The following is a 13404-nucleotide window of genomic DNA, read 5'->3' on the forward strand; positions in this document are numbered from 1 at the left end:
GGAACTACGGGTACAACGCTTGAAAGTGGGAGATCAGAAGCGCGCGGTGACGCCGAGCTTCAGGGTGCGGCCCGGCGCCGGCAGCGTGGACCGCGTGGCCGGATCGACGTAGTAGCGGTTGCCGAGGTTGCTGCCGACCAGTTCGACGCTGGCATGCTCGTTGAAGCGCCAGCGCGCATAGGCATCGACGGTGGTGATGTTGCCCCAGGTGAACGGCACGTTCTGCCAGAGCAGGCCGCTGCCGCCGCTCAGCAGGCGGTCGCGGTAGGCCTGCAGATCAGGGTTCTCGTGGCGCTGGTAGTGCACGATGCGGCTGCCCAGTTCCAGGCGCTCATCGAACAGGCGCGTGCCCAGCGACCAGTTGATCGACAGCTTGGGAATGGCCTGGGTCAGCAGGTAGCCGCCGACGAAGCCGTCCTGCACGCAGTTCGGCACCAGGCCGCGGTTCGCGTCCAGCAGCACCGCCGTGCTCTCGTCACACACTTCGTTTTCCAGCGTGCGGGTGATGCCCAGATCGGTGAAGAAGCGCCGGTTGTCGAAGCGCGCCTGCAGCTCGATGCCGCGGATGGTCTGCTTGTCGATGTTGTCGAACAGGAAGTTGCCGTCGCGCTCGATCACGTCCCGGGTCTTGTGCACGTAGTAGGCCAGCTTGACGTCGGCATCGGCGGTGTTGCCGAACAGGGCCGACAGGTTGTGCACGTAGCCAATCTCGTAGTTGTAGGCGTGCTCGGGCTTGAGCGCGTACAGCGGATTGAGGCTGCCGGAGAAGGCGATGGTGCTTTCGAACATGCTCGGGAACCGCACTGCTTCGCTGTAACGCACGTAGGCACGCGCGGCCGGGGACAGGTGAGCCGTGGCCGAGAAGGTCGGCAGCCAGGCATGGTCGCGCCGGCGGCTGTTGCGCCCATCCACCGGCCGCGACTGCACGCTGTTGCCGATGTTGCAGACCTGGTCGCTGCCGGCAAACACCGGCTGCACGCCGGGAATGGCCGCCACTTCACCATTGAGGCAGGGGTTGCCTGCGCGCGTGTAGTTGCCATCGGCATCGGGCAGCCAGGGCCGGGTGTGTTGCACCGGGCGCGGGGTCTCGTACGGCGCCAGCAGGTTGCGGATGCTCTGGTCGATGAACCAGCCCATGCCGCGCTTTTCCCAGACGGCGCGGCGCGCTTCCAGTGCATCGATGCGTGACTGCAGGTCTGCCGGACGGGGCAGCAACTCGTTCACGGTGTACTGCGCTTCCTTGCCACCTACGCCCTTGGTCAGCAGCTCGGGGTGCGCCTCGAGGAAATCATCGAAGGCCCAGTAGCGGCTGTAACGCACGCCTGCGTTGAGGGTGAGGAAGTCCACCGGACGCCACTCCAGGGTGAGGTAGCCTTCGCCCTCCTGGCGGCGCCCGGCACGCGGGAACATGCGCCAGCCATCGGTGGTACCGAAATACGGATCGGTCGAGCCGAGCTTCTCGTACTGCCAGTTGCCGCCCACGGTCAGGTCCAGGGTCGAATGCAGTGCGAAACGGTTGCTCAGGATCAGGCCGGTGCGGTCGTTGCGCGCGTTGGCCAGCGCGGTGTTGCGCAGGATCGGGCTGGCGTCCGGGTTCCATGCCGGGTTGCCCACCGCGAAGTTGGGAAAGCCACCGGCGGTGTAGGTGTCGCTTTCCGTTTCCGTGCGCCACAGGTTGGCGTACAGGTCCAGCCAACGACTGCCGGCTGGCTGGAAGCGGTACTCCAGGTTCCAGGCATCCGAATCGACGCGGCTGAGCGGCCACTGGATGCGCCCATAGTCCGGCGCGGACAAGATGCGCGACGGCATGATCTCGCCATAGTGCGACAGCGTGCGCCGCCAGGTGGCCTTCAGCTGCTGATCGTCGTTGATCTGCCAGGTTCCCTTCACCAGCCACGATTCCTGCTCGCTGGAGGTGTTGGGCACTTCATCGCCCGGCTTGAAGTAGCGCGCCAACGTGGTGATGTAGTCGATGCCCTGGTATTCGTACTTCTCGCGCGGGTCCTGGTCGTAGTAGCTGCTGCCCTTGCTGCCGGAGAAGTAGTTGCCGCGCTTGCGCCAGGCGTAGGCGGCCATCAGGTCGACGTTGTCGCCACGCACGCCCAGCGCCAGGCGCCAGGCCTGGTCCTCGCCATCGAAGGGGTTGTTGCCACTGCGCGACTTCACCGGCACCACCAGGGTGCGGTCGTCATAGGGCGAGTTCGGCGAGCCCTGCGGGAAGCCGGGTACCGTGCGGTAGTCCTCGCCGGTATGCAGCCGCGGCAGGCGCGGCGCCACCGCATTGCTGCTGCCTTCGATCTTCAGCTCCCCGCCAAAGCGCTCACCGGCCGCAACAATGTCGTCAACATCGATGGTCTTGATCACCAGCGCGCCACCGATCCCGCTGTGCACATCGCGCACCAGCCCTGGCCCCTTGATGACCTGGATGCCACCAATCAGGTTGGGATCGATGTAGTTGCGGTTGCTGACGCCGTTGTAGCCGCGCCAGACGGTCAACGCCTGTTCGCCCCCGTCGATGCTGACCGGCACCCGCCCCGGCCCCTGGATGCCGCGGATGTTGATGTCCAGCGCGCCACTGTTGCGCGCATCGCCACTGAACACGCCGACCAGATCCTTGACCACGTCGGCCGGGTTGGAGCCGCGGTAGCGTTCCACCCGGTCGCGCCCCGAATACGCCGTGGTCAGGTCCAGCGCGAACACATCATCGTAGCCGCGCCGATCGCGGGCCTCGCCCCCTTCCGACTGCAGGCGACCGGCCACGTCCAGTGTCTCGGTCACCCGCACCCCTTCCCCCTCACCCGCCTCCGCCGCGGCACGCAGGCTCCAGGTGCCGTCCATGCCGCGTTGTGCGCGCACCCCGCTGCCGCGCAGCAGCTGCTGCAGGGCCTGCATCTGGCTGTACTCGCCACTCACCGCACTGGAACGACGGCCTTCCACCAGGTCACTGCGGAACACCACCTGGGCATCGGCCTGGCGGCCGAACGCACGCACGGCATCGGCCAGCGGCTGCTCGGGAATGGCGTACTGGCGCAGCGGCGCGACGACCGCCGGTTGCGCCTGCGCGGTCGGCACCCCGGCCAACGGCAGCAGTACGGTGGAGATGGCCAGGGCCAGGACGGTGGCGCGACGGTGACAGGCGGATGCCGTGGACGGCATGGACAGGAACTCCTCAAGCGGGGCGGAACCGCCGGCACATCCGGTGCCGGTGGCATGTCTGGCTTGAGGAAAAACGGTGTTTCGCTCTGGCTATACCTCTATAGACAGCCGCATGCGGCGACTGCCCACGGTTTTTTCATGTTTTTTTCATGTGGCCGATCCAGCGCTGCGCCAACCGGGCTTCACCAGACCACCAGCGCCCCGCCGGGCAGGCGCTGCACGCGCAACCCGGCCTGTGCAGCCACCGCATCGATGCCCGTTTCCGGGTGCTGCAGGTGGAACAGGCCGCTGACCCGCACGCGGGCACCCTGCCCGCCCAGCACCCAGACCGGTGCACGGCGGTAGCGCCCCAGATCGGCAATGGCCTGTGCCGCCGGCAGATCGTCGATCACCACTTCACCGCGCCGCCACGGCGCTACGCCATCGGGACCTACCTGCTGCAGCGGTTGCAGCCAGCGCCCGTCACGGAACACACGTGCCTGCCCCACATGCAGGCGCTGCACGCTGCCATCGCCCGGGCGCACATCGACCACGCCCTCGCTGACCTTGGTGGTGACCGTGCTGTCCTGCATCGACACGCTGAACGCGGTGCCGATGTCATGCACCTTGCCACCCGCCGCCTCGACCTGGAACGGCCGGGCCTCGTGTGCCACCTGGAACCAGGCCTGGCCGCGCAGCAGGCGCAGGTGCCGTTGCTGGCCATTGAACTCGATGGCCAGCGCAGTACCGGCATCCAGCACGGCAGTGCTGCCATCTTCCAGCTGCACCACGCGCGGCGCATCGCTGCTGCGCAGGTCGCTGCGTGCCAGCAGCACTGCCTGCGGTGCGGCGGCGACCATCAACACCACGGCAGCGGCCGAGGCCAGCAGCCACGGCAGGCGGCGGCGCGGCGCCAGCGGCCGCAGCCCCTGGCGATCGGCGGTCAGCCCGGGCAGCGCGGCCAGCACCTCGGGCCCGGCGGCATCCAGCCCCTGCCAGAAGGCCTGCTGCTGGCGCCAGGCCAGCGCATGGCGGGGATCGGCCTGCAGCCAGCGCTGCAGGGTTCGTTGCTGGCGTTCGGGCAGTGGGCCTGCACTGCACCGGATCACCCAGCGCAACGCCTGCCTGGCCTGACGCGGCGAGGGTTCGGACGTGGTCATGGTTGTGGCCTGCCGCACCGCGAACGGGTGCGCTTTCCTGTTGTGACAACGGCGGGCGCGATCTGCCCACGGCAATCGCCGCTCATCGCCGCACTCCCTGCTGGTGCTGCTGGATCAGCAGCGCCGCGCGCAGTACGTGCTTGCCGACCAGGCTCTTGGAGATTCCCAGGCGCGTGGCGATCTCGCGCTCGCTCAGGCCCAGGTAGCGGTTGAGCACGAAGCACTCGCGCACCTGCCCGGGCAGCGCAAGGATGGTCTGGGTGATCTCACGCAGCTGTGCCTGGTCCAGCGCCTGCGCCTCGCCATCGTGGCCGGCCCCGGCCATGTCGGCGGCGTACTCGGCCATCGCGCGCCGCTCGCGGGCATCGGCCTGGCTGCGGTTGAGCGCGTGGTGATAGGCCATCCGGTACAGATAGCCACGCGGCTCCAGGATGGGCGGATCGCCGGGCACGCTGCTGGCCTTCAGGTACAGGTTCTGCAGGGTGTCCTCGGTACTGGCCGGGTCGAGATAGCGCGCGATGAAGCGAGACAACGCACGGCGCTCGCGGATCAGCAGCTCGACCAGCGCCAGGGCATTGGGAGACATAGGTGCCAAGGCCGGACCGGGGAATGATGGGCGTGATGGCGACGGTCCGGAGGTGAATTGTGGGCTGCATGGCTGCAGGCGGCAAGCACAGTCGAGTCGACACATTCAGTAGATTCACGCCATGCGTGGATGCTGGGGCTATGGCTCGTCCAACGCCTCGAAACGCTCGGCCAGGTAATCGAGCAGCGCCCGCACGGCCGGCAGCAATCCGCGCCGCGATGGGAACACGGCGTGCACGATGCCGTGCTTCGGCACCCACTCGGGCAACACCGGCACCAGCGCACCACGGGCCAGCTCCTCGCTGATCATCATCCACGGCAGCATCAACACCCCGACCCCGGCAACCGCGGCTGCGCGCAGCGCGATCATGTCATCGCTGACCAGGCGCGGGCGATGGTGCACGCTGGCCTGCACGCCGCCGGGCCCGGTGTATTCCCAGACGTGCTGCTGGCTGGGCGATGCCAGATCGACGCTCGGCATCATCGCCAGGTCGGCCGGCACCTGCGGCGTGCCCAGCTGATCCAGCAGCGCCGGGCTGGCACTGGTGCACCAGGCGCGGCGCGCCAGCACGCGCACCACCAGGTCGCTGTCCTCCAGCGGCGGCGGCCGCACCCGTATCGCCACGTCCACACCCTCGCCCACCACATCGACGCGGCGGTTGGTGGCCTCCAGCTGCACCGTCACCTGCGGGTGCAGGGCCAGGAAGTCGGCCAGCATCGGGCCGATGCGCGCGTGCAGGATCGCGATCGGGCACGCCAGGCGGATCGTGCCGCGCGGCTCTGCGCGTGACATCGCGATGGCTTCTTCGGCTGCTTCAGCCTCAACCAGCATCGCCTTGCAGTGGCGGTAGTAGTCCTGGCCGACCTCGGTGACCGAGAAGCGCCGGGTCGAACGCTGGATCAGCCGCACGCCCAGACGTTCCTCCAGCAGCGCGATGCGCCGGCTCAGCTTCGACTTCGGCATCGCCAGCGCCCGGCCGGCCTGCGAGAAGCCGCCGTGCTCCACCACCATGGCGAAGTAGAACAGGTCGTTGAGGTCGCAGCGGCGGATATCGGCGATGAACACGGGGCGAATTCCTGCGGCGCAAGGTCTGGGCCAATTGTTCACCAGATAGGACTATGACGGCAAATAATGGCGTCTACCGAGCTAATTGTTGCAGCGATATCGTCTCCGCAACGAAGAGCAACGGCCGGCAGCCCCGGCCAGGAGATCGCCATGAAGCGTGTCACCGGTACCTACAGCGCCCCCCGCCCGCATTGGGTCGGCGACGGATTCCCCGCCCGCTCGCTGTTTTCGTACAACACCCACGGCCAGCACCTGAGCCCGTTCCTGCTGCTGGACTACGCTGGCCCGTACAGCTTTGCGCCCAGCGACACCCCGCGTGGCGTCGGCCAGCACCCGCATCGTGGTTTCGAGACGGTCACCATCGTCTATGAGGGCGAAGTCGCCCATCGCGATTCAACCGGGGCCGGCGGCACCATCGGCCCGGGCGACGTGCAGTGGATGACCGCTGCCTCGGGCATCCTCCACGAGGAATTCCATACGCCGGAATTCAGCCGGCGCGGCGGCACGCTGGACATGGTCCAGTTGTGGGTGAACCTGCCGGCGCGGAACAAGATGGGTGCGCCGGGCTACCAGACCCTGCTCGATGCAGACATTCCCTCGGTGGATCTGCCTGGGGGCGCTGGCCGCGTGCGGGTCATCGCCGGTCGCTTCGACGGCCGTGCCGGCCCAGCCCGCACCCACACGCCGATGGATGTCTGGGACATCCGCCTGCAGCAGGGACACCACGCCGAACTGCCGGTGGCCGATGGCCGCACGCTGGCGTTGGTGGTGCTGAAGGGTTCTGTGCGGATCAACGGCGGCCCGCCGGTCGGCGAGGCACAGCTGGTCACCTTCGACCGCGCTGGCACGGACGTGTTCGTCGACGCCGACAGCGACGCCACCGTGTTGCTGCTCAGCGGTGAGCCGATCGACGAGCCGGTGGTGGGCTATGGCCCGTTCGTGATGAACAGCCAGGCCGAGATCGCGCAGGCGGTCAACGACTTCAACAGCGGCCGCTTCGGCCAGATCGCGCACTGAGCGCTTCAACGCGGCGGGCCCCGGCCCGCCGCCGCCATCGGGCCACCCCGGTCCTTCCCCCAAAGGAGACTAACCATGAGTACCCCCGCCAACTTCAACGGCGCCCGCCCGGTGATCGATCCGGACAATGCCGCGATGCTGCTGATCGACCACCAGAGCGGCCTGTTCCAGACCATCGCAGACATGCCGTTCAGCACCGTGCGCGCCAACGCCACTGCACTGGCGAAGATGGCCACGCTGGCCCGGATGCCGGTGATCACCACCGCCTCGGTGCCGCAGGGCCCGAATGGCCCGCTGATCCCGGAGATCCACGAAGCTGCCCCGCATGCGCAGTACGTGGCGCGCAAGGGTGAGATCAACGCCTGGGACAATCCCGAGTTCGTTGCCGCAGTGAAGGCCACTGACCGCAAACAGCTGATCATCGCCGGCACCATCACCAGCGTGTGCATGGCCTTCCCGTCGATCGCCGCCGTCGCCGACGGCTACCAGGTGTTCGCGGTGATCGATGCCTCGGGCACCTATTCGAAGATGGCCGAGGAGATCACCCTGGCGCGCGTGGTACAGGCCGGCGTGGTGCCGATGGACACCGCCGCGGTGGCCTCGGAGATCCAGCGCAGCTGGAACCGCGACGATGCGCAGCAGTGGGCCGAGGTCTACACCAGGATCTTCCCGAACTACCAGCTGCTGATCGAGAGTTACCTGAAGGCGCAGGACGTGCAGAAAAGCCACGAGCCGCTGGATTCGCAGCGCAGCTGAGCGCGCAAGGCGGTAGAGTCCAACGCGTCGGGCATGGCCCGACGCTACAGAGGAGATCCGCATGGCCTACGCACGCATTGTTTCGACCGGCGACAACTACCTGCACCACATCAGCAATGGCAGCTTCGATGTCGATGCGGACGAGCCCGCAACGCTTGGCGGCCAGGGCAAGGGCTTCGCCCCGTTCGACCTGTACCTGGCCTCGCTGGCGGCCTGCACCGCCATCACCCTGCGCATGTACACGCAGCGCAAGGGCTGGGAACTGGGTGAGTTCCATGCCGAACTACGCTCCGAGCGTGACGAGGACGGGCGCTTCCACGTGCACCGCGTCCTGCATGCCAGCGCGGAGCTGAGCGATGCACAGTGGCAGCGCTTGCTGGAGGTAGTGGAGAGGACCCCGGTGACCCTGGTGATGCGCGAGGGTGCACGCATCACCAGTGAGCGCGGGGCTGCGGCGTAACCCCATCCGCGCATGGCGTGGATCTACTGTAGAGCCGAGCATGGCCCGGCTCTACAGACAGCTCAGCGCCGTGAATGCAGCACGGTGCGCTGGCGCATGGCGTTGAACTCCTGCTCCACCTGCTGGATGTCCTCGGCCTGGAAACCGGCCGCATCCAGCAGCTGGTCGGCAGCCGCCGCCGCCAGCGGATCGTCATCGCGCTGGCGCCAGCAGCGCGCCGGCAGGAAGTAGCCCACTTCACTGCGCCCGCGCATGATCACCACCGGCCGGCCCGCATACAGCAGGAACTCCGCCAGATGCTGGCGCAGCCCTTCCACCGATACATAGGCCGGCCCGATACCCAGCACCTGGCTGGACGGTTCAGGACTTTCAAACAGCTTGCGACGGCTCATCCACTCCTCCTTTCGTGCAACGCGTGGTCTCCTTTCCTTAGACGGGCGCATCGCTGCGCCCCCGCCACGCCCGGCGTGATCTGCATCACGCGATCCGGCTAGAAGCCGGTATTGAACTCCAGCTGGAACACGTCGATCGACAGTGGCGCACCGGACACTTCCTTGGCCGCCATCCACTTGCCGCTGATCCAGCTGCGCGCATCCAGCGCGTAGGCACCGCCCACGTAGTAGCCGCGGGCATTGGTGCCGCCCAGGTGGAAGTTGGGGTCGTTGTAGGCATCCGGCAGCGCATCGGCCTCGATGTGCTTGTAGCCCAGCAGTGCCTGCCACTGGCCCTTCTCCCTCAGCTCGGTGGCACCGAAGGTGGCCTGCACCATCCATGCGGTATCGCCGCTGCGGAAGGTGTTGATGCTGGCGGTACCGCCCGCGTCGTAGTTGTTGACGATGCCATTGTTGGCACGGCTGAACATCGCCTGCTTGTCGTACGCCAGGTTGCGGATGTAGTCACCGTCCAGGCGCAGCCCGATACCCTGCGCCAGCTGCGTATCCCAGCGCAGGTTCAGCGTGGCCAGGCGGAACGCCGAGGCCAGGCCGACGTACTGCGGGGTGGGCGTGTTGGCCGGGTCCAGCGGATTGCGCGCGATGTCGCGGATCAGCATCAGGGTGTTGCCCTTCTGCATGAAGGCCGGGCGCGACCAGTCGGTGTCGCAGCCCACCGCACCTGCATACAGTGCGCACGGCGAAGACAGGCGGCCGCTGATGTTCTTGAAGTCGTAGTAGCCCAGCGCCGCGCGCAGCGCGTTGTCATCGTTGAAGCGCCAGTTCACGCCCACCTGCGCACCGGACAGCCACTTGTTCTCGTTCGGGGTCTTGACCCGGCTCTGGCTGGGTGAACTGTCGGAGGTGTACTCCAGCGGCACCACCGCCAGGTTGCCGAACAGGTCGAGGTCACCGCCGTCGAAGTCGTACTTCAGGTTGGCGGCCAGGCCGTCGAAGTTCAGGTCGTTGGAGAACAGCGTATCGCTGGTCCAGAACGGATTGCCGAAGCGGCCACCGCGCACCGTCACCCAGTCCGCCGGGCTGTAGGCCAGCCAGGCCTGGTCCAGCCACACATCCTTCTTGCTCAGGCCGCCGCCCAGCTGTTCGGTGGTCGACACCGGGCCGTTGCTGCTGCCGCTGGCCAGGCGCACGCCGGCGGTGGTGTGCTGGCCGATGGTCGCTTCGATGCCCAGGCGGGCACGGATGCGCCACAGGTTGCGGCGGTCCTGGCGGCTGTTCAACAGCGGCGGCAGCTGCAGGTTGGTGTTGGTGTTGGTATCGAAGCCATTGCCGGAATTGATCGCCGGCCAGTTGCTCACGATGTCGCTGTTGCGCTCGGAATAGAAGCGCGATTCGCTGCGCACGCGCATGTCACCGGTGACCTTGATGCGCTTGGTCCATTCGGCCACTTCGTTCGGCGCCGCCCAGCCTTCCGATTTCGCTTGCGCCATCACATCCTGGCGCACTTCGTCACGGATGCCGTCGCGCACGCTCTGCGGCACGTAAGGCACGCGCACGTCGCCGGCTTCCAGGGCCACGCCGCCGCTGGCAGCCGAACTACCGCTGGCGGCGGTGCGCTGTGCGGCGGCCGCTTCGGCTTCGGCCTGCACCAGCAGCGCCTGGCCGTCTTCGGGTTTCAGCGCGCCGCTGGCGATCAGGCCCTTGATCAGCTTGACCATGGTGGTTTCTGCGGCCATCGCACCGGCCGGGGCCGCCAGGCTGAGCAGCACGGCGCAGCACAGCAGCGCCCGTCGGGCCGGCCGCGGGCGGCGGGAGTCGGTTCGTGCGCGGTCGTGGTCGTTCATCACGGTTCTCATCGAAAGAGTGGAAATCACGGAAGTCGGGAATCAGGCCCCGGGCCGGCGGCCCTGGATCAGGACGCGGGCGGGGAAATCGAGCGACGGCGGCGGTGCCTGGTCGACCTTGCCGATGCGACGCAGCGCATCGAGCACGGCCGCATCGGCCTCCTCGTTGCCACTGCCGCGCACCAGCTCGACCTTTTCCAGGCGGCCATCGGCGGCCAGCCACACATTCACCTGCAGCTGGAACGCCAGGCGCTTGACCTTGTCGTCGCGCGCGATCGCCTGCTGCATCAGGTAGCCGAGGTAGCGGCCGTAAGTGGCATTGCCGGCACCACCGCGGCCCACGCCGGACGTGCCGCCGCCTGTACCGGACTGGATACCGAAGTTGTCACCGCCGGCCTGTGCGTCGGCATTCATCGTTACCGGGTCGGCGTTGTCCGGGGTTGGCGTCGGTTCTTCCGCCGGGGTCGGCTGATCCAGCGGCTCCGGCTCGGGGACCGTCTCTTCCGGCGTTTCCGGCTCAGGCGGCTTTTCCGGCGGTGGCGGGGGCGGTGGCGGAGGCGGCGGCAGCGCCAGCATCGGCGGCTGCACCACCGGCCTGCGGGTACTGGCGGTGTCCTTGAACAGCAGCCACCACACCGCGATGCCGAGCACCAACAGCGCGGCCAGCACCAGCGCCACGGTCACCAGCAGCTGGCGACCGCGCATGCCGGGCTCCGGCCGAGGGGGTTGATGGGCCGTCATGCCTCAGCCCTGTGCCTTGCCGGTGACCAGCCCGACCTGGGCCAGCTCCAGCCGCCGCAGCAGGTCCAGCACCTCGACCACGCGCGCGTACTGCACCTGCGCATCGCCGCGCACGATCACCGGGAAGTCCGGCGTGGTCGCACGTTCGGTGCGCAGGCGGTCTTCCAGTTCGGCCATCGTCACCGGGTAGGCATCGAGGAACACCTGGCCGCTAGGGTCGATGGTGATCGCCTTGGTTTTCGGCTTCTCCAGCGCCACGCTGTTGCTGGCCTTCGGCAGGTTGACCTCGATGCCGGGGATGGAGGCGTTGCTGGTCAGGATGAAGATCACCAGCACCACCAGCAGCACGTCGACGAAGGGCGTCACGTTGATGCCCTTCTCGCGCTTCTTGATGCCGAACTTCGCCTTCTGGCCCATGGCGCGCCCCTCAGCCCTGGACCGCGGCCGGGCCGCGCCCGTCCTGCTCTTCGGCCAGGCGCGCGGCGAACTCGTCGATGAACACCGCCATGTCCGCGCCGATCGCCTCGGCGCGCGCACCCAGGTAGTTGTAGCCGAACAGCGCCGGGATCGCGACGCCGAGACCAGCGGCCGTACACAGCAGCGCGGCGGCCATGCCCGGCGCCACCGAGTTGATGTCCACCGCGCCGGCCATCGCCGCCACCACGAACACCAGCATGATGCCGATGACGGTGCCGAACAGGCCCACATAGGGCGCGCCTTCAATGGTGGTGGACAGCCAGTTCATGCGCCGCGCCATGCCTTCCTGCTCGCGCACCATCACCGCATCCATCGAGGCGCGGATGGCGGCGATGGTGGCCGCGCTGAGGTAGCCGCTGTTGCCATCACGCTGGTGGCGCTGCTGCATTTCATCGATGGCGACCTGGTAGATGCGCCACAGCGAACCCTCGTGCATCGCGGTCGGCGCCTTGCCCTGGCGGTCCATGTCGGACAGGGTGCGCAGCGGCACGCCGGACAGCTTGCCGAAGCTCTCGGTGAACACGGCATTGGCCTTGCTGGTGCGGCCAAAGTGGCGGCTCTTGGCGATCATGATCGCCCACGACAGCAACATCATCAGGCCAAGGATGGCCACCACCACCCAGGCGTCGAACGGCATCGCCTTGAGGATGAAACCGAAGTGGCTCTGCCCGGCCGACTGCTCGTCGGCCCCGTAGCTGATCAGGCGCGAATCGGCGCCCTGCGCGGTGGCATCGGCCAGCAGCAGCGCCGCCGGGCGCGCCACCCGCGAGATGCGCAGCTCATCCAGCGCACCTTCGAAGTTGGCCAGCGGCTGCGCCGCACCCGCGGCGTCGGCGCCCACCACGGCGGCGGTGTTCAGGGCCGGCAGATCGCCACTGAGCTGGGCGACCACGCGCCCATTGAGGTACAGCTGCAGCGTCCCCTTCTCCGCAGTCAGCGCCACATGCGCCCACTGCCCTTCCGGAATCGGCTGCGCGGGCGTGCTGCGCTGGCCGTTGAGCTGCACGAACGGCACCCGGTTCTCGATGCCGAGCACCAGCTCGGCCGCACCGTCGCGACGGGCATAGATCGCCTCTGCGGCGCTGTTGCTGCCCGGCTTGATCCACGCGGAAACGGTCAATGGCGCGCCCGCCTGCTGCGCCAGAGAGGCGCTGGCCGGCAGCGGCAGCGGACCGCCGCCGAGCTGCACGCCACGGCCGATCACCGAGCCTTCCGACGGCGGCACCACGGCCCCGGCATTGTTGCCATAGGCGGTGGTGTCGCGGGCCGGGGCATTGGCTTCGGCGAAGTGGTAGACCAGCGTGTAGTCCGGGTCGAACACCTGCTGGCCATTGCCGCTGGCCGGGGCCTTGTCGTTGCCGTAGTACATCCAGATCGTCTGCGGTGCGGCGGCGCTGACTGCCGGCACGTCCACCCAGACCAGCGCCAGGCCGAGCTTGGGATCGAACTGTTCGATCTGGTGGGCCAGCACGGTGCGGCCATCGCCCGAGACGAATCGCAGGTCGCTGCCCGCATCCTGGGTGCCATCGAAGCCGAAGTTGCCGGTATGCAGGCGCAGCAGCAGCGGCGTGCGGCCCGGGTCACCGGCCAGGCCGGCGCCCTGCGGGCCGGCGTCGACGGTGATCGGCTTGCGGTACTTCCATTCGGCCTGCCACCAATTGGCATCGGCCGCAGCGGCGGGCAGCGCCACCAGCGCGGCCAGCAGCAACAACACTCGGGAAAGCAAACGGTCCATGCGAAGGGTCTCCGGAGAACGCATGTTCAAGGGAAG

At 67.9% G+C, this 13404-nt stretch carries 12 protein-coding genes; 3 read left to right on the top strand and 9 right to left on the bottom strand.

Annotated features, from left to right (window positions below):
• Nucleotides 1–33 precede the first annotated feature (33 nt).
• From VN11_RS12070 to VN11_RS12085, 4 genes are all read right to left on the bottom strand, one after another.
• A complete protein-coding gene (locus VN11_RS12070) occupies nucleotides 34–3156 on the bottom strand; it encodes a TonB-dependent receptor (RefSeq protein ID WP_053449903.1) in 3123 nt (1040 codons plus the stop codon).
• Between the two features lie 182 nt (nucleotides 3157–3338).
• On the bottom strand, nucleotides 3339–4295 hold the full coding sequence (locus VN11_RS12075) for a FecR family protein (protein ID WP_053449904.1): 957 nt from the start codon (nucleotides 4293–4295) through the stop codon (nucleotides 3339–3341).
• Between the two features lie 82 nt (nucleotides 4296–4377).
• Nucleotides 4378–4881 carry an RNA polymerase sigma factor gene (locus VN11_RS12080; protein ID WP_008266486.1) on the bottom strand — a complete coding sequence of 168 codons (504 nt, stop codon included), beginning with the start codon at nucleotides 4879–4881 and terminating at the stop codon, nucleotides 4378–4380.
• 138 nt (nucleotides 4882–5019) lie between these two features.
• A complete protein-coding gene (locus tag VN11_RS12085) occupies nucleotides 5020–5946 on the bottom strand; it encodes a LysR family transcriptional regulator (RefSeq protein WP_053449905.1) in 927 nt (308 codons plus the stop codon).
• A gap of 150 nt (nucleotides 5947–6096) precedes the next feature.
• Here VN11_RS12085 and VN11_RS12090 point away from each other — a divergent pair, with 150 nt between their 5' ends.
• The 3 genes from VN11_RS12090 (at nucleotide 6097) to VN11_RS12100 (ending at nucleotide 8179) form a co-directional block, all read left to right on the top strand.
• Nucleotides 6097–6963 (top strand): pirin family protein, encoded by an 867-nt coding sequence (locus VN11_RS12090; RefSeq protein WP_053449906.1) that lies wholly within the window; start codon nucleotides 6097–6099, stop codon nucleotides 6961–6963.
• A gap of 75 nt (nucleotides 6964–7038) precedes the next feature.
• Complete coding sequence (locus VN11_RS12095; protein ID WP_053449907.1) at nucleotides 7039–7719, top strand: hydrolase; 681 nt, start codon at nucleotides 7039–7041, stop codon at nucleotides 7717–7719.
• Between the two features lie 61 nt (nucleotides 7720–7780).
• On the top strand, nucleotides 7781–8179 hold the full coding sequence (locus VN11_RS12100) for an OsmC family protein (protein ID WP_053449908.1): 399 nt from the start codon (nucleotides 7781–7783) through the stop codon (nucleotides 8177–8179).
• A gap of 62 nt (nucleotides 8180–8241) precedes the next feature.
• Here the strand turns inward: VN11_RS12100 and VN11_RS12105 are convergent, their stop codons facing one another.
• The 5 genes from VN11_RS12105 to VN11_RS12125 form a co-directional block, all read right to left on the bottom strand.
• Nucleotides 8242–8571, bottom strand: coding sequence for a hypothetical protein (locus tag VN11_RS12105; protein ID WP_008264586.1), 330 nt, complete (start codon nucleotides 8569–8571; stop codon nucleotides 8242–8244).
• A 98-nt stretch (nucleotides 8572–8669) separates the two neighbouring features.
• A complete protein-coding gene (locus VN11_RS12110; RefSeq protein WP_053449909.1) occupies nucleotides 8670–10415 on the bottom strand; it encodes a putative porin in 1746 nt (581 codons plus the stop codon).
• 42 nt (nucleotides 10416–10457) lie between these two features.
• Nucleotides 10458–11120, bottom strand: a complete 663-nt coding sequence (locus tag VN11_RS12115) for a cell envelope integrity protein TolA (protein ID WP_053449910.1) — start codon at nucleotides 11118–11120, stop codon at nucleotides 10458–10460.
• Nucleotides 11121–11159: 39 nt separating this feature from the next.
• On the bottom strand, nucleotides 11160–11573 hold the full coding sequence (locus tag VN11_RS12120; RefSeq protein WP_005409874.1) for an ExbD/TolR family protein: 414 nt from the start codon (nucleotides 11571–11573) through the stop codon (nucleotides 11160–11162).
• Nucleotides 11574–11583: 10 nt separating this feature from the next.
• Complete coding sequence (locus VN11_RS12125; RefSeq protein ID WP_053449911.1) at nucleotides 11584–13368, bottom strand: DUF2341 domain-containing protein; 1785 nt, start codon at nucleotides 13366–13368, stop codon at nucleotides 11584–11586.
• Between the last annotated feature and the right edge of the window lie 36 nt (nucleotides 13369–13404).

It is taken from the genome of Stenotrophomonas maltophilia (assembly GCF_001274595.1).
GTDB lineage: Bacteria > Pseudomonadota > Gammaproteobacteria > Xanthomonadales > Xanthomonadaceae > Stenotrophomonas > Stenotrophomonas forensis.